This is a genomic window from Paenibacillus sp. FSL L8-0663 (assembly GCF_038008125.1).
In the GTDB taxonomy this organism is placed as follows: Bacteria; Bacillota; Bacilli; order Paenibacillales; family Paenibacillaceae; genus Paenibacillus; species Paenibacillus polymyxa_D.
In genome coordinates this window covers 3068520-3084647 of record NZ_JBBOYM010000001.1, presented here as the reverse complement: position 1 = coordinate 3084647, position 16128 = coordinate 3068520, and the positions used below count along the sequence as shown (strand labels likewise).

Sequence of the window (16128 nt, the reverse complement as noted above, 5' to 3'; positions counted from 1 at the left end):
GCCAGTCCTCTTAAATCGGGAGGGCTGGCTGTTTTTGATTTGGGGTAACGTTATGAAGTAAAACCTTCGGCACGCAAGCGTGTATTGCGCTCGTAAGCTTCTTTCAGCATACGTGTAGTTTGCGGCCGTACCGCCATTTTACCAAATACCACTTCATTGGGTCCGATGACCATAATTTCGCCCGGACTGCCTTTAATGACAGCACCATCGCGAATCACAGCACCTTCACCGATAATCGCATGTTCAATATGGACGTTACGTCCAATGCGTGTGTCCGGCATAACGATACTTTCTTTGATGGCTGATCCTTTACCTACCTCGACACCACTAAATACAACGGAGCGTTCAATTCGGCCCTCTACTTGACAGGAATCATGCAACAAGCTGCCCAATGGCTGCGTTTGACGGTTAGGTACCTTTTGTGCGCTCAACCTTGTGCGGCGTTCACGTGTATACATCGGCCAATCCTTACGTTGAAGGTCGATCGCACAATTCTCGTGTAACAAATCCATGTGTGAATCCCACAGGCTTTTAACGGTACCTACGTCCTTCCAATAGCCCTGGAATTCATAAACGTACAAGGATTCTTGATCCGCTAACATTTTAGGTATGATATCTTTACCAAAATCATGACTGGATTGAGCATCCTGTGCGTCTTCTAACAGGTAGTTTCTCAAGTAATCCCATTTGAAAAGATAAATACCCATAGAGGCCAAATTACTTTCCGGTTTCTCAGGTTTCTCTGCAAATTCTGTGACACGTAGATCTTCATCCGCACTCATAACACCAAAACGGTGTGCTTCATCCCAAGGTACCTCCATGACAGAAATGGTAGCCGCAGCTCCTTTTTCCTTATGGTGGTTCAGCATTTCGCGATAATTCATATAGTAGATATGATCACCGGATAAAATAAGCACATGCTCCGGATTTTGGCTGTCAATATATTCAATATTCTTATGAATAGCATCTGCCGTTCCTAAGTATTCAGCGTTACCTGTGTTGTAAGATGGAAGCAGGGTAATTCCTTTGTCATCTGTTTTTGTAAGACCCCATGGTGTTCCATCCCCGATATGTTCGTGCAAGGATTCTGCCTCATATTGCGTCAGTACACCTACAGTATCAATGTCTGAATTTACGCAGTTACTGAGAGGAAAATCGATGATTCGGTAATGACCGCCAAAAGGTACGGCGGGTTTTGCAATCGTTGAAGTAAGGGGAGCAAGACGGCGTCCCTCTCCGCCTGCCAGCAGCATGGCAATGCATTCTTTATTAAACATTTCGTTTCCCTCCCGGTTTAGTTGTCAGTGTAGTACATACATAAACGGTATGGGGTACTCTTGAAACCATTAGGTATATAAGATTCCCCAAAAACTAAGGTTTATTTTTTTCCTAGTCATTTTTCTGTTCATTGTGGCTAGAATGGGGTAATAACTCAAGTCAGCTTTGAGCCAAAAGCGAATGCATTACCGATTCATACATTTTTACTTACAAACATATAAGGGTGGTGACGTGATGACAGACCAAACTCTTCCGCAACAGGCTATTTCATCGGAAGATATTTATTTGTTTCATGAAGGAACGCTTTATCACAGCTACCGATCTTTGGGTTCCCACCTTACTGTGGAGAACGGAGAACAGGGCGTCCGTTTTACGGTCTGGGCTCCTCATGCTCTCCATGTCGGGCTTGCTACAGATCGCAACAACTGGAATGGGGAACAGGATTCCTTATATAGGGTTCCCAAATCCGGTTTTTGGAGTCGTTTTTTTCCGGGGATATCCCAAGGAACTTTTTACAAATACGACATTACGGGTGCAAACGGTGAACGATTTCTGAAAGCAGACCCTTACGCGGTACGTGCTGAAGTGAGACCGGCAACGGCTTCTGTGGTAGCTTCTATAGATGGTTATACTTGGAACGATGCGATTTGGCGCCGAAAACGTAGAGCACCGTATGGAAAGCCTCTACACATATATGAGCTTCATCTGGGCACTTGGAAGCAAAAAGAAGATGGTACGTTTTATACATACAGGGAAATAGCTGAGCTTCTTGTACCTTATGTGACTGATATGGGGTATACACATATTGAGCTGATGCCGCTGAGTGAACATCCGTATGATCTTTCCTGGGGCTACCAACTTACTGGATATTTTGCACTCACAAGCCGTTATGGAGAACCGCATGATTTTATGTATTTGGTGGATCGTTGCCATCAGGCGGGAATTGGAGTGCTGATGGATTGGGTCCCAGCCCATTTTGCAAAAGATGCTCATGGATTAAGGTTGTTTGACGGATCGCCCCTGTTCGAATATGCGGATCCGCTGATTGCGGAAAAGCCCGGCTGGGGAACGCTGACGTTTGATTACAGCAAACCGGAGGTGCGTTCTTTCCTGATATCTAATGCGTTATTTTGGATGGATATGTACCATATTGACGGCCTGCGGGTAGATGCTGTGACGAGTATGCTACGGCTGGATTTTGAAAAGCAGGACGGTCAATATCGTTTTAACTCTAAGGGAGGTATTGAAAATGAGGAGGCTATTGCCTTCCTTCAACAACTGAATGAAACAGTATTCCGCTATTATCCGTATGCTCTGATGATGGCAGAGGAGTCCAGTGCCTGGCCTATGGTAACTTCCCCAGTAAGCGATGGAGGACTCGGTTTTAATTACAAATGGAATATGGGCTGGATGAACGATACGCTTGATTATATCGAAACGAATTTCGATCAGAGGCCGGAGCGCCATAATTTGCTGACATTCCCCATAGCTTATGCGTACAGCGAAAATTTTACACTGCCGTTGTCGCACGATGAGGTTGTTCATGGTAAGAAGTCGCTGCTTGATAAAATGCCGGGTAGCTATGAGCAAAAGTTTGCCGGGCTTCGAGCGCTTCTCGGTTACCAACTCACCTCGCCGGGCAAAAAGCTATTATTTATGGGAGGGGAATTCGGCCAATTCATCGAATGGAAGGATGAGGAGCAGCTTGACTGGTTTCTGCTGGATTATGACAGTCACCGTTCGCTGCACGCTTTTACGAAAGCGCTGAATCATTTGTATATTCAGGAAAAGGCACTATGGGAACTGGATCATTCGTGGGATGGATATCAGTGGATTGAGGCGGAGGACCGTGGGCAGAGCGTAATTACGTATTTACGTAAAAGTAAAAAGCCAGGAGATACATTGGTCGTGCTTATTAACTTTCAGCCCGTACCGAGAGAGAACTACCGAATTGGGCTGGAAAAGGCGGGGAGTTATATCGAACTGCTGAACAGTGATCATAAGGACTTTGGGGGAAGTGGCCAGCTAAATACCGGAATGATACGGACCGCCCGTATTCCTTGCCACGGTCAGCTTCACAGCTTGGAGGTGACCATACCACCCCTGAGCATCGTTATACTCAAGAAAGCGCCTCGGAGGCCTAAAAAAGCAGATTAACCACATAAGGAGGAAGCATATATGAACATTTTGTTTGCGGCAGCAGAAGCACATCCATTTATTAAAACAGGCGGGTTGGCTGATGTCATTGGCGCACTGCCGAAGGCACTTCGTCAGGCGGGGTGCGACGTCCGAATCATTTTACCTAAATATGCGGGGATTCCCGATACTTATAAAAAGTCTCTGCGTCCGGTAGCGGTAAAGCAAGTAGCCGTAGGCTGGCGTAATCAATATTGTGGAATAGAGGAACTGACATTAGACGGAATCAAGGTTTATTTTATAGACAATGAGTATTACTTCGGTCGTGACGGTATTTACGGTTATATGGATGATGGCGAACGCTTTTCCTTTTTTAACCGAGCGATTTTAGAAATGCTGCCTGAATTGAACTTTCGGCCGGATATTTTGCATTGTCATGATTGGCATACAGCGATGGTTCCGCTACTTCTGAATGCCGATTATCGACATTTACCCTTCTACAGCGATATTCGCACGGTGTTTACGATACATAATCTGCTGTATCAGGGGGATTTTCCGTATGAGGTCTTAACTGAGCTGCTCAACCTGGATGGAAGCTATTTCACCTCCGAGGGTGTGGAGTATCATGGCAGACTGAATTTTATGAAAGGTGGGCTTACGTACTCGGATCATGTCACGACCGTGAGTCCAACCTATGCAGAGGAGATTCAAACGGAATTTTACGGATATGGGCTTGAGGGTCTGCTTCGTAAATTGGGAGATCAGGGTCGCTTAACAGGGATTGTGAACGGAATTGACACCAAAAGCTATAATCCTGCTACGGACAATCGTATTTATACGAAGTACCGAACGAGTCTGACAAAGAAAAAGGAAAACAAAATTGGTCTGCAAAAGGAGCTGGGTCTGCCGGTACGGCCGGACGTACCTATGATTGCCATGGTAACCCGACTTGTAGATATGAAGGGGCTAGATCTGGTAACGAGAGTGCTTGATGAAATCTTGTATTATGATGATATCCAGTTTGTCGTTTTGGGAACAGGGGATCCGGCTTTTGAGCATTGGTTCCGTGAGGCAGCGGGACGCTATCCACTGAAAATGTCGGCGCAGCTTGCTTTTAGCGAACCTCTGTCACGAAAAATATATGCGGCAAGCGATATGTATCTTATGCCATCAAGGTTTGAGCCTTGCGGGATCAGCCAACTGCTAGCGCTTCGTTATGGAAGTATCCCTATTGTGCGAGAAACTGGAGGCCTTAACGATACTGTGCAGGCTTACAATGAGTCTACAGGGGAAGGAAACGGATTTAGCTTCACGAACTACAATGCACATGATATGCTGAACACCATTCGTCGTGCTGTTCATTTTTATCGCCAATCTGAGCATTGGTCGAAGCTTACACAGACGGCTTTCGCAGGAGAATATAGTTGGGATGTTTCAGCCGAAGCGTATATGGATATTTACCATTTGCTCACAAAGACGGACTGAACGGAGTAGGAACACCATATTCATATTAATGAAAAAGGGAATCCCTTTAGCCAGTGTTTGGCTGAGGAATTCCCTTTTTTGCTATGATCAGTCGCCCCCGCCACCACAGCTGCTTCCACATGAAGAGCCGCTGCTACACGAAGAATGGCTACCAGAATCGCCTGAATCATGGTGAGAAGAGCCTCCATGATGAGAACTGTCATGGGAGGAATGATGATGCGAGTGATGCGTATCCCAGTTCGAGCAGCCGCTTGCCGAGCTACAACCAGATGAGCTAGCTAACCCGGCATTGCCTGTAGCATCCGGGTGCATGTGTATGGCAAATTGTTCAGGTTGATACCATGAATACCATACAACAGCTAATAACAGATAGTCGACCTGTAAATAGTTGACCTTAGGCAATTGCTTACCCTCAGGATCATCCACCGCTTTATTCACCCGCTCGCGCAGATGTTGTACAATCTTATGAACCGCTTGTTGGGCTTGCTGTGAAATGGCTATATTCTCCTGAGTATTCCAACGGTTACCTGCTGGCTGCGCCGAAGTTGTGAGTTTGTAATAGTGTGAAAGCTCGTCGTTCGGTAATGGATGATTAAAAAAAGTCCCCCACAAACTGGCGCTATAGCGGTTCCAGCCAAAGCATTCCACATACAACCAATCAAACCACGCACGCTCCTCCGGCATCGGCTGAGAGCCGCCAGAATGGGGCGCATGGTGAAGCATACGACCAAAAAAAGCTTCCGAGAATTGCTGATATTCGCGGGTAAACATCAACATTTCGTGCCATAATTCATCCACATCACTACTGAACATAGGCACACGATTCATAATCGCGCATAGCATAAAATATCGTTTTAGCTCATGCCAACGCCAATCATATTCTTGCTCCGTAATCTCTGGGTGGGCTTCCATTACACGATTCCTTACGCTATGAGCATAGGAGACGGGAATGGATTGCTCCAATAGCTGCATCAGCTCCGTAATCTCTGGATGACGCTCCTGCGTAAGGGAAGAAGGAGAAGGGGAGCTGAGGAAAAAAGCATTCCGGCGCCGTGTTTTTCTGTTTCCCCGGTTCCTGCGTATTGCACGGAATATAAACCAAAAAATGATGAGGTCTATCACAATAAACAACGTCCAAAAGCTACTCATACTATCCATGATGGCTGGCTACTCCTTTCTGAAATAACACGGAATTAAGATTTAGCGTTCGTTATTCAGCAGAGCGAATTCTTTTTTTATCTGGGCTAGCAGTTCAGGATTCGTGATTACATCGCAAGCAGTCCATGCCAAAGTTCTCGCAGCCAGCAGCATTCCTTCCATGGCTCGGTCCTGCATCGCCAAATCGCGGAATTCTGGTGTATGCAAGGCATGCTTCTCGTCAATAACTTGAATGTAAGGATGAATAGCAGGGCAATGAAGCGATACATTTCCGATATCCATGGAGCCATGATCTTCGCCTTCCGTTATATCTTCTTGCGAAATGCCAGCCTGCACCAAATTTGCGGTAAACGCATCGGAAAGTACACGGTTCGTGACCATTTCATCATAAGAAGTCTCATAATTGGAGGTCTCCAAACGACACCCGGCCTGTAAAGCAGCTCCTTCAGCAATTTGAATAACACGGCGAGTCAGCGGGTTCAGTTCTTGACGTGTAGCGGCCCTTACATAAAATTGGGCTGAGGCGTAATCAGGAATAATATTGGCTGCTTGCCCACCCTGATTAATGATCCCATGGATACGCACTGTACTTTTTACTTGTTGACGGAACGCATTGATGCCATTGAACGTTTGAATCACAGCGTCCAGCGCGTTAATGCCTTCGTGCGGGCTGGCAGCCGCGTGAGCGGATTGACCAAAAAATTCGAATTGTACAGCATCAATCGCCAGCGATTTGCCTGATTTTTCGTAACGATCATAAGGATGCGTCATAAGTGCTATGTCGCAATCATCAAACAAACCGGCAGCGGCCATAGGGACCTTAGCACCACGAGTTTCTTCGGCAGGTGTGCCGTATACCCGTACTTCTCCACCAGTTTCGTCGATGATCGACTTGAGGCCAACGGCAGCACCGGTACTCATCATGCATATCAGATGGTGCCCACAGGCGTGTCCTAAACCTTTCAGAGCGTCATATTCTGCCAGAAAAGCGACAATCGGTCCGGATTTTTCAGCTTTGTAAGTTGCAATAAAGGCTGTTTCTAGGCCCAAAACGGGTGCCTGGACCTCAAAACCGTGAAAAATGAGTTCTTCTTTTAAACGGGCAGCGGCCAGAAATTCCTCGTTTCCAAGTTCAGGATTTGCCCCAATATATAACGAAATGTCCTTAAAGCGTGGGGCATGCTGCTCAATTGTCTTTTGAATGGTCTGTTTAAAATCCATGCTGAAAACTCCTTTATATAAGCTGTAATGTAGGTACTGCGCTAGGTATGCTGAAATTGTACTATAACATTCATTGCATAATCATGCATATTCATTTATAATGACACAATCTTATTTATTATAAAGAATTTAAGGAGAGAAAAAAAGATTGAAAAAGGCATATCGTTTTACCGCCCTGGTTTTGACGGCGGTTATCTTGCTGTTGACGGGTCTTCCCATGCTCAATGCATACGGAACGGAAGCAAAGCCACAGAAAAAACTTGTAGTGGGCATGAGTGCCGACTTTCCGCCGTATGAGTTTCATAAAGTTATTAACGGTAAGGATACTATTGTTGGATTCGATGTGGAAATCGCGAAGGAAATCGCCAAAGATTTGGGTGCGGAGATGGTCCCTGAGGACATGAGTTTTGACTCTTTGCTACCTGCTCTGCAAAGTGGTCGCGTAGACTTGGTACTGTCCGGTATGACACCGACGGATGAGCGTAGAAAAAGCATTGATTTTTCAGATGTATATTATCGCTCCAAGCAAGTCATTATGGTACGCCCAGAGGATAAAGACAAATATCCTACGATGGCTGCTTTGAAAGGCGAGAAGATTGGCGCGCAAAAGGGGAGTATTCAGGAAGAAATTGCTCAAAAAGTACCCAATGCCTCTGTAACCTCACTGGACAAAATATCCGATCTGGTACTCCAGCTGCGGACCCAGCGTATCAACGCTGTTGTGATCGAAGATACGGTTGCTAAAGGCTACACGTTAGATGGGACCGTAACACTTGCCAAAGCGGTACCTGAGGATGCCGGAGCAGAAACTGCTGTAGGTATACGTAAGGGGAACGCAGAATTGCTTGCCTCTGTAAATAAAACGTTGGCTCGCCTGAAAGCGGACGGGTCGATTGAAAAGTTTTCTACAGAAGCGAGTGCACTCTCGGCAGATCGACAGGTTTCTTCTAATAACATCGTAGATATTTTTTGGAAATACCGCAGTCTTTACGCTACGGGTATTGGTTACACTCTGTTGCTGTCTGCACTCGGAGTACTGTTTGGATTTATCATTGGTCTGATCGTATCCTTGCTGCGGATGAGTGGTATACGCATCATTGAGTGGTTAGGTACCACATATGTGGAGATCCTGCGTGGCACACCTATGCTGGTGCAGCTCATGATCATTCACTACGGGATTGCTTTGACGCTGGGTGTCAATTTTACTCCACTCCAGTCCGGTATAATCACATTGTCTCTGAATAGCTCGGCATATCTGGCTGAAATTTTCCGTGCAGGTATCCAGGCAGTAGACCGTGGACAGATGGAGGCTGCACGCTCATTGGGTATGGGACGAGGCAAAGCTATGCGTCACGTCATTTTGCCGCAAGCGTTTAAATCTATTTTACCTGCTATCGGTAATGAGTTTATTACAATTATTAAAGAATCCTCCATTATTTCGACTATTGGTATGGTGGATATTATGTATCAAGCCCAGGTCATTAAGAATATTACCTATGAAGGATTAAGTCCGTTCATAATCACAGCCGCTATTTATTTTGTAATGACATTCAGCTTGTCTAAGCTGCTTGGTTTATGGGAAAGGAAGTTGAGAGCCAGTGATCACCGTTAAACAATTGCGTAAATCGTTCGGCAAGAATGAGATTTTAAAAGGCATTGATATAGATATCGCCAAAGGAGAAGTTGTCGTTATCATCGGTCCCAGCGGTTCGGGGAAGAGTACGTTTTTGCGTTGTATGAATCTGTTAGAACAGCCGACGGATGGGGAGATTTTATTTGAGGGCGAGCCGATTACAGCTCGTGGTCATAATATTAATGTAACCCGGGAAAAAATGGGGATGGTGTTCCAGCATTTTAATCTGTTCCCACACAAAACAGTGTTGCAGAACCTGACGCTTGCACCGACGCAGGTTAGAAAACAGTCAGGTAAGGAAGCGGAAAAAATTGCATTAGAACTCCTGCGTACCGTGGGGCTCGAGGATAAGAAGAATACCTATCCGAACCAGCTATCCGGTGGTCAGAAGCAACGTATTGCGATTGCGCGTGCTTTGGCCATGCAGCCGCACGTAATGCTGTTCGATGAGCCGACTTCTGCATTGGACCCTGAAATGGTTGGAGAGGTTCTGGATGTAATGAAGAAGCTCGCCGAAGGCGGTATGACAATGGTAATTGTAACGCATGAAATGGGCTTTGCCCGCGAGGTAGGCGATCGAATTATCTTTATGGATAACGGTCAAATTGTGGAGCAGGGTGCACCAGACCAGGTATTTGGCACTCCAAGCCATGATCGCACTCGTGATTTTCTTGCCAAAGTATTGTAAGAAAGTACTGATCTAATCATAAAAGAGCTCTCCGTTGACGGAGGGCTTTTCTTTTTTTGTCACCATTTCCCCATACTTTCGTAACAAATATAAATTTCTTGATGACAAAATTGTAACGAGTGTAGTATGATGTTCAGGGTTCCCAACATTTTCATGCGGATAAGGTTACAAAATTGTGATATTATGCAGTAAGCCAAAACTTACCGGGACAGCATGCGGTTAGACAAGCGCTGAAATGCTGGCCCAAACTATGGGAAGTGCGGGGGACGTAACAACGGCAGCCATTCCGATACGTCATAAGACGATGAGGAATATGCCTAGGGGTGAATTGCACGAGCATAGGGCTTCTCCTGAGTCCGAATCCGACAGCTAACTTCGCAGGCATAAAAGAGGAGGTACATATCTTTGAAACATTTAAAACATATTGGTAAAACGATGAAAATTGCGGTGCTTGCCGCAGCTATTGCAGGGTTGGCACAGACAGCTGGAATAGCGGATGCTGCCTCGCTTCACACTGCCAAAGAGGGCGATACCTTCTTTTTGCTTGCTCAGCGTTATGGAGTATCGGTAGACGAGCTAACAAAGGCTAACCCAAACATTGCCTCCAGCAATATATATGCAGGTCTGCAAATTAAGGTGCCTGGCGAAAAAAGTGTAAAGGCAGCTTCGGAATCGAAGCCGCAGCTTCTTACGGAGAAAGCAGCAGCGAATGAGGCGCCAACGATTGAAGCTTGGGGTAAAACATTCAACTATAGCAAAATAGTTGACGTTAAGGCTTCAGCGTATTCTGCCGCAGCCGATGAGAATGGTAAATGGGGCGCAGTGGACTACTACGGCAATCCGCTTAAACTAGGTACAATTGCGGTAGATCCTAACGTCATTCCGATGGGCACGAAAGTACTGGTTACAGGCTACTCCCATCCAGGTTTGCCGGATCATTCTTTTGTAGCTGTCGCTCGCGATCAGGGCAGCGCCATTACAGGAAAGCGGATTGATATCTTTATTCCAGGCAACAAATCATTTGTGAACGACTTTGGATTTCAAAATGTGAAGCTGTACGTTATTGATAAATAGCATTGTACGTATATACAGTTTAATTAAACATAATATATATTATGTAAACATAACGCCTATATCCGTATATATCTAGGTCGGACTCTTATCAGGTCCTATCCGTAAAAAGGCTGTCTTGACGAGCAGAATACTTCTGCTGGTAAGACAGCCTTTTTACGTTGCTTTAGCTTGGACCTCAATTATAAACATACTGTTATTTTCGTTCCGATGTGTGGAGTAGCCGGGGGACTGTCACAAATTTGTAGCCCTTAGCTTTTAGAGAGTGAATTAGACCCGGCAAAGCTTGGATAGTGCCTTGCAAGTTGGAACTTTGACCTCCACCAGCGTGCATTAAAATAATAGAGCCAGGCCCTGTAGCTGGAATCACATTTCGCTGAATTTGTGTTTTACTTAGTCCCTTCCAGTCGAGAGAGTCTACATTCCAGTTGACAATCATGTAGCCATGACGACGTGCCCACTTTATTTGAGGCTCTGTAATTTCACCGTAGGGTGGACGAATCAACTTGGGGCGAAAACCTGCGCTGGCTTGTAAAATACGTTCTGTTTTTGTAATCTGGTTGCGAAAGCGTTCTGGTGTAGCCTTCCTAAAATCCGGATGAGTATAGGAATGATTTCCTATAGCATGGCCTTCACGGATAATACGACGTATAATCCCCGGATGCTTTTCCGCACGGTGACCGACGATGAAAAAGGTGGCTTTGATACCGTTGGCGTGTAATACGTCCAAAACCTGCGGCGTATACCTAGAATCGGGCACATCATCAAAGGTTAAGGCAATTTGGCGGGTGTGTGGGCCGCACATTTTAAAAATGTCCGCATGTTTTTTACGCAACATTGCTAATGTAGGAGTAGCTCGATCTGTACTCAGATGTACAGAAGAAGCAACAGCTGCTTCCTTGGGATGGGGCGTTCCGATCTTGGGAGGCGCATCCGCGTGAACGGGTAAACTTGAAAATGCTAGTAACAGTGCCAAGCATGGCAACACTCCCCTGTACGGCATATGTATCCCCCCTTTTCGTGCAGTGGTACCTAGTGGTGCTCTCGACTATTATGTACCTGTCCTATTAAAAATATGCTGGTTACCAAGTTAGGCTCATAAACGTCTGGAAAGAAGTTCGCGATGAAATGATTATCAATGAAGATGATGGAGCTAAACGTACATATTCTCTTAAACATGACCGAAAACAAGAGCATTTTCGCAAGTTTTAGCCTTACAACGGATTCGGTATCCCGTGACAGCTGGTGTATAATGGGGTTGCAATTCATAATTATACAGACATGGAATTGAAGGAAGGAAGGATAAAAGTGACCGACTTGTTTACTCCTTATCAATTAAAGGGGCTTTCTTTAAAAAATCGGATTGTTATGCCCCCGATGTGCCAATTTAGTGTGGAGGCCGAGGATGGAAATCCGACGGATTGGCATCATGTCCATTATGTGAGCCGAGCAGTAGGAGGTGCTGGTCTTATTATTGTGGAAATGACAGCGGTTCATCCTGATGGACGTATTACGGATCGTGATTTAGGTATTTGGAGTGACGAACATATTCCTGCATATCGTAAGATTGTAGAGGAAGTTCACAAGTATGGTGCCAAAATTGGCATTCAACTAGGCCACGCTGGACGCAAGGCCGAAGATGCTGAGCAACCTGTGGGTCCTTCTTCGATTCCTTTTAGCGAACGCCTTAAAAAGCCGCACGCCTTAAAGACAGCAGAAGTCAGGGAACTGGTTCAGGCATACAAAGAAGGCGCGCGCCGCGCGGTGGAAGCCGGTTTTGATACGGTTGAGATACATGGCGCTCACGGCTATCTGATCCATCAATTTCATTCGCCTTTAACAAATACGAGAGAAGATGAATATGGCCAGGATCTGTCACTGTTCGGTGTTGAGGTCATACATGCTGTTAAAGAGGTTCTTCCTGCTGATATGCCTGTGCTTATGCGGATATCTGCCAAAGAATACGTCGAAGATGGATATAATGTGGAATACATAACAGGTGTAGGGGAACGATATCGTGATGCAGGTGTGGACATTTTCCATATCTCTTCTGGTGGCGAGGGTCCAATTGGTTCTGGCGGAGGGCCGTCTGCGCGTGCTGGCTATCAGGTGGATTTAGCTCATACCGTCCGTGAAAAGCTGAATGTACCTGTAATTGCTGTTGGATTACTGGATGATTATGAAGACGCCCGTCGGGTTGTTCAGCAAAAAGAAGCTGATCTGGTAGCAATAGGCCGCGCCATGCTGCGTGATCCCTATTGGGCGTTGCATGCATCGCGGGAGCTAAAAGTACAGGCCGACATCCCAGAGCCTTACTTGCGCGGCTTTTAGATAATTTTTGAAACCCTCTTTGCAAAGCTTGCGTAAACATGTGTACAGAGCTTAAAATTTAAGCATTCAACTCTAGGAGGAACTTCACATGTCTATTTTCAAACGATTAAGAGATCTTACGATGTCCAACATTAACGCCATTATTGACAAGGCAGAAGATCCAGTTAAAATGACGGACCAATACATTCGTGATATGCAAGAGGACCTGGAAGATGCAGAGAAAGCGGTAGCCGCTCAAATTGCTATTGAAAAGAGATTCAAACAGCAATACGAAGAACAGGCTGCTTTGGTAAAGAAACGCGAAGAACAGGCACATACCGCTGCAAAAGCACAAAATGTAGATCTGGCCCGTCGCGCGCTGGAAGAAAAGAAATCTGCTGAACAAAAAATGAACGAGTTCAAAGCTGGTTACGAACAGAACAAAGCTGCGGCCGATAACCTGCGTGGCAAGCTGGATGAAATGCGCAGACAGCTGACAGAAATGAAAAACAAGCGCGAGACACTGGTTGCCCGTTATAACGCAGCTAAAGCGCAAACTGAAATTAACAAAGCTATGAACGGTTTTAGCTCTGATACGGCAACTGCCGGATTGAAGCGTATGGAGGAAAAAATGCTGCAAGCAGAAGCACGTGCCGAAGCGAGCAACGAAATGTCTTCTAAGGAAAAATCGTTGGATGAGGAGTTCAAAGAGCTGGATAAGAAAAGCGCCGTGGACGATGAGCTTGCCGCTTTGTTGAAGCAATACGAAAATAAATAAGAACATTTAAGCAGTGCCGCCAAGTTTGATTGCTCAGGAAGCGAAGGAGAAACGTTTTCTCCTTCGCTTTTCCCTGCCCGCAGGCGTAAAACATTATATGAAGGTCAAGAAGATGTGGAGGATGGTATGAAATGCATTTTTTAGAAACGATGAAAGCAATGCTTGTATGGACTGGTGCGGGAGCTATTTTGATCTTCGCATTAATGTATGTCGACTCTTTATTCACGAAGTATAAGGATTTTGCCGAAGTGAAAGCTGGAAATATGGCCGTAACGGTACGAATGATTATGAAGCTGGTTGCACAAGGCTATATTTTGTCAGGCTCTATCGCTACAGCTAATAATTTGCTCGAAGCGCTTGTGTATTCTGTGATCGCTTTTGTCATCCTGCTTGTTTTGGAAGTTATTGTACGTCTGCTGTTGCGGTACTGGGCCCAGTTTGATCTGGATAAAGGTACACAGGAAGGTAAAATTGGTTTCGGCCTGTTTTCAGGAGCGCTGCATCTGGTTGGCGCCTTGATCATTACAGCATGCTTCTAGGCTAAGAAAGGCAGGAATATAACCATGGGTGTTTGGAAACGAATTTCAAATCTATTTGCTAAGCCGGAGCCGCCAAAAGCAGAGAAAAGCATGCTTCACTTAAATCCAGGTGATATCTGTGAAGTTTCGCTTGTCACCTATGAAGTGGTAGGTCGTGTACATAATCGTGCCCGGAATGCCGTTGTTTTGACACTTCAGGATGGTAATCAAATCAGTTATCTTCATATAGAGGAACGGGAAACACTGCAATTCGGACTATATCAGGCCATCGACGGCAGACTTGACAACCCTGAGGAAGTGCCGACCATTTTAGAGCTGGATGATACAACGTATCATTTGGAGGAGCAATATTCTGGGCAAGTTACCGTCATGGGCCGTGCTCCTTTCCGACAGGGTGGAGAGCAGCATGTTTGGCAGTACCAGTCTGATAATTACCATTTGTTGCGGGTAGAGTGGCAGGACGGTCGCTTTATGCTTTATGAAGGAGAAGAAGTGATTACCGGAGACGTCAAGGTTATTCGGGCAAGCTAGGAGAGGGTTACACATGAGCAAACGCACCTGGCAGTATGCATTAAAGGTCTTTGTGGCGCTGAGCTTGTTCGTATCCGTGTTAAGCGGTTGCGGCGCGCCAAGTGTAAAGGATACGTATCCGCTGGAATCGGTTAGTGGCAGCGGAAATTCAACCTCGTATGTATACCGGGCAGCTGGCAAGACAGTCCCGGAAGTAGCGGAGGAATTGAAAGAACAGCGTACACCGGAACAAATGTCACCGCAGAGCAATGAGCGGATGTTTCTGGTATATAGCGATGAGTGGTACCATTTGCAGCAAGATCCAGCTAAGAAGGAAGATACACTCATTGAAATTGACAGTAAAAAGTATGTAGAACAAAATTACAGTTCAAGCTTTTTAAAAGGATACTTAACCGCAACTGTGCTGGATGCTCTGTTTGATTCCTTACGTGGTTCAGGCTCCTATCGGGGCTACTCCAGCAGAGATGTATACCGACCTTCTCAGGGCCAATATCGTGCTCCTACAGTGCAGGAGAAAAAGGCGATTCCGCCGATTACGGTGGAGCGGAAAGGTTCGGTTACCCGTAGAGGGAAGAACTCGGATTCTAGCGTTGGATCAAGCGGAAGTTTGTTCGACAGAGGGTCCAGCAGTTCACCGAGCAGAGGCTCGATTTCACGTGACCGGAGCGACAGCGGCGGTTCCAGCATATTTGATTCGCCGCGTAAATCTTATAGTAAGCCCAAAACACGTAGCGGTTCAGGTAAAATCAGCCGACGAAGTCGACGATAATGGGTAAAATTTTATTTTCTTCTAAAGTTGTTTGCGGAACTGTGGAGCTGTTGCACAGTTCCTTTTTTGTAGTTTGATATAACCTAAAGTGAATTGAACGGTGCTCCTTTGCTTCGATTTTATTGCCGTCTATTTTGACCTACACTTGATCAGAGCTTATGTGTTCAATACCATCGTCTTCAATAATGTTGCTTTTTTTGATATGGAAATGACGAGCTATCTTTTCTATAGCACCCATCCGTGGTTCAGAAAGTCCGCTCTCCCAAGCTGAAATTGCTTTATTGGTAACCCCAGCGATCTCAGCAAGTTCTTGTTGAGTCAAATGATATTTTATACGTAATTTTTTAAAATTGTCACTTAAAGCCACTATAATCCCTCCACCCCAAATTAAGTAGATTATAACCTTGATATCGAAAAAAAACCAACATAATACATTAGCAAAAGCAACGTCGCTCACTTGGGGTGACTTTTTTTGTTAGTATAAATGGGTGTCGAGTTTGAAGAAGAAAGCCAGGGGAAGAAAATTCACCT

Annotated in this window: 15 protein-coding genes and 1 riboswitch; of the genes, 10 read left to right on the top strand and 5 right to left on the bottom strand. The window is 45.5% G+C overall.

Going from position 1 to position 16128, the window contains the following annotated elements; translation table 11 throughout:
• Positions 1–50: 50 nt before the first annotated feature.
• On the bottom strand, positions 51–1277 hold the full coding sequence (locus tag MKY75_RS13170; RefSeq protein WP_029517455.1) for a glucose-1-phosphate adenylyltransferase: 1227 nt from the start codon (positions 1275–1277) through the stop codon (positions 51–53).
• 235 nt (positions 1278–1512) lie between these two features.
• On the opposite strand from MKY75_RS13170, the gene glgB reads away from it, so the two are divergent.
• Positions 1513–3435: a 1,4-alpha-glucan branching protein GlgB gene (gene glgB, locus MKY75_RS13165; RefSeq protein ID WP_340885618.1), complete on the top strand. Its 1923-nt coding sequence runs from the start codon at positions 1513–1515 to the stop codon at positions 3433–3435.
• Between the two features lie 21 nt (positions 3436–3456).
• Complete coding sequence (glgA, locus tag MKY75_RS13160; RefSeq protein ID WP_029517457.1) at positions 3457–4899, top strand: glycogen synthase GlgA; 1443 nt, start codon at positions 3457–3459, stop codon at positions 4897–4899.
• Between the two features lie 87 nt (positions 4900–4986).
• On the opposite strand, the gene MKY75_RS13155 is transcribed toward glgA, so the two are convergent.
• Together MKY75_RS13155 and MKY75_RS13150 are read right to left on the bottom strand one after the other, a co-directional pair.
• Positions 4987–6048 carry a hypothetical protein gene (locus MKY75_RS13155; RefSeq protein ID WP_318627302.1) on the bottom strand — a complete coding sequence of 354 codons (1062 nt, stop codon included), beginning with the start codon at positions 6046–6048 and terminating at the stop codon, positions 4987–4989.
• A 51-nt stretch (positions 6049–6099) separates the two neighbouring features.
• Entirely contained in the window at positions 6100–7278 is a 1179-nt protein-coding gene (locus tag MKY75_RS13150) for a M20 family metallopeptidase (protein ID WP_340885616.1), read from the bottom strand.
• 148 nt (positions 7279–7426) lie between these two features.
• On the opposite strand from MKY75_RS13150, the gene MKY75_RS13145 reads away from it, so the two are divergent.
• The 3 genes from MKY75_RS13145 to MKY75_RS13135 all read left to right on the top strand — a co-directional run bounded on the left by MKY75_RS13145 (position 7427) and on the right by MKY75_RS13135 (position 10673).
• Positions 7427–8890, top strand: coding sequence for an ABC transporter substrate-binding protein/permease (locus MKY75_RS13145; protein ID WP_322252732.1), 1464 nt, complete (start codon positions 7427–7429; stop codon positions 8888–8890).
• Positions 8877–9599 carry an amino acid ABC transporter ATP-binding protein gene (locus tag MKY75_RS13140; protein WP_029517461.1) on the top strand — a complete coding sequence of 241 codons (723 nt, stop codon included), beginning with the start codon at positions 8877–8879 and terminating at the stop codon, positions 9597–9599. The genes MKY75_RS13145 and MKY75_RS13140 overlap by 14 nt, the downstream gene beginning before the upstream one ends.
• Before the next feature lie 230 nt (positions 9600–9829).
• A riboswitch (cyclic di-AMP (ydaO/yuaA leader) is annotated at positions 9830–9998 on the top strand.
• A 6-nt stretch (positions 9999–10004) separates the two neighbouring features.
• Positions 10005–10673: a 3D domain-containing protein gene (locus tag MKY75_RS13135; protein ID WP_029517462.1), complete on the top strand. Its 669-nt coding sequence runs from the start codon at positions 10005–10007 to the stop codon at positions 10671–10673.
• Positions 10674–10866: 193 nt separating this feature from the next.
• Here the strand turns inward: MKY75_RS13135 and MKY75_RS13130 are convergent, their stop codons facing one another.
• Positions 10867–11673, bottom strand: coding sequence for a polysaccharide deacetylase family protein (locus MKY75_RS13130; RefSeq protein WP_069011741.1), 807 nt, complete (start codon positions 11671–11673; stop codon positions 10867–10869).
• 305 nt (positions 11674–11978) lie between these two features.
• Between MKY75_RS13130 and MKY75_RS13125 the strand changes: the two genes are divergently transcribed.
• From MKY75_RS13125 to MKY75_RS13105, 5 genes are all read left to right on the top strand, one after another.
• On the top strand, positions 11979–13001 hold the full coding sequence (locus tag MKY75_RS13125) for an NADH:flavin oxidoreductase/NADH oxidase (RefSeq protein ID WP_029517464.1): 1023 nt from the start codon (positions 11979–11981) through the stop codon (positions 12999–13001).
• A gap of 88 nt (positions 13002–13089) precedes the next feature.
• The gene (locus MKY75_RS13120) at positions 13090–13758 is read left to right on the top strand and encodes a PspA/IM30 family protein (RefSeq protein ID WP_010348252.1); all 669 of its coding nucleotides are present in this window, start codon (positions 13090–13092) and stop codon (positions 13756–13758) included.
• Between the two features lie 131 nt (positions 13759–13889).
• Entirely contained in the window at positions 13890–14297 is a 408-nt protein-coding gene (locus tag MKY75_RS13115; RefSeq protein WP_013310484.1) for a DUF350 domain-containing protein, read from the top strand.
• A 24-nt stretch (positions 14298–14321) separates the two neighbouring features.
• Positions 14322–14828, top strand: coding sequence for a DUF4178 domain-containing protein (locus tag MKY75_RS13110; protein WP_029517465.1), 507 nt, complete (start codon positions 14322–14324; stop codon positions 14826–14828).
• A gap of 13 nt (positions 14829–14841) precedes the next feature.
• On the top strand, positions 14842–15597 hold the full coding sequence (locus MKY75_RS13105) for a DUF4247 domain-containing protein (protein ID WP_029517466.1): 756 nt from the start codon (positions 14842–14844) through the stop codon (positions 15595–15597).
• 139 nt (positions 15598–15736) lie between these two features.
• On the opposite strand, the gene MKY75_RS13100 is transcribed toward MKY75_RS13105, so the two are convergent.
• Positions 15737–15964 carry a helix-turn-helix transcriptional regulator gene (locus MKY75_RS13100; RefSeq protein ID WP_029517467.1) on the bottom strand — a complete coding sequence of 76 codons (228 nt, stop codon included), beginning with the start codon at positions 15962–15964 and terminating at the stop codon, positions 15737–15739.
• Positions 15965–16128: the final 164 nt, after the last annotated feature.

Excerpts from the sequence above, each read along its gene's own strand:
- MKY75_RS13170 (WP_029517455.1), bottom strand. The coding sequence starts at position 1,277 with ATGTTTAATAAAGAATGCATTGCCATGCTGCTGGCAGGCGGAGAGGGA.
- glgB (WP_340885618.1), top strand. The coding sequence starts at position 1,513 with ATGACAGACCAAACTCTTCCGCAACAGGCTATTTCATCGGAAGATATT.
- glgA (WP_029517457.1), top strand. The coding sequence starts at position 3,457 with ATGAACATTTTGTTTGCGGCAGCAGAAGCACATCCATTTATTAAAACA.
- MKY75_RS13155 (WP_318627302.1), bottom strand. The coding sequence starts at position 6,048 with ATGAGTAGCTTTTGGACGTTGTTTATTGTGATAGACCTCATCATTTTT.
- MKY75_RS13150 (WP_340885616.1), bottom strand. The coding sequence starts at position 7,278 with ATGGATTTTAAACAGACCATTCAAAAGACAATTGAGCAGCATGCCCCA.
- MKY75_RS13130 (WP_069011741.1), bottom strand. The coding sequence starts at position 11,673 with ATGCCGTACAGGGGAGTGTTGCCATGCTTGGCACTGTTACTAGCATTT.
- MKY75_RS13120 (WP_010348252.1), top strand. The coding sequence starts at position 13,090 with ATGTCTATTTTCAAACGATTAAGAGATCTTACGATGTCCAACATTAAC.
- MKY75_RS13115 (WP_013310484.1), top strand. The coding sequence starts at position 13,890 with ATGCATTTTTTAGAAACGATGAAAGCAATGCTTGTATGGACTGGTGCG.
- MKY75_RS13110 (WP_029517465.1), top strand. The coding sequence starts at position 14,322 with ATGGGTGTTTGGAAACGAATTTCAAATCTATTTGCTAAGCCGGAGCCG.
- MKY75_RS13105 (WP_029517466.1), top strand. The coding sequence starts at position 14,842 with ATGAGCAAACGCACCTGGCAGTATGCATTAAAGGTCTTTGTGGCGCTG.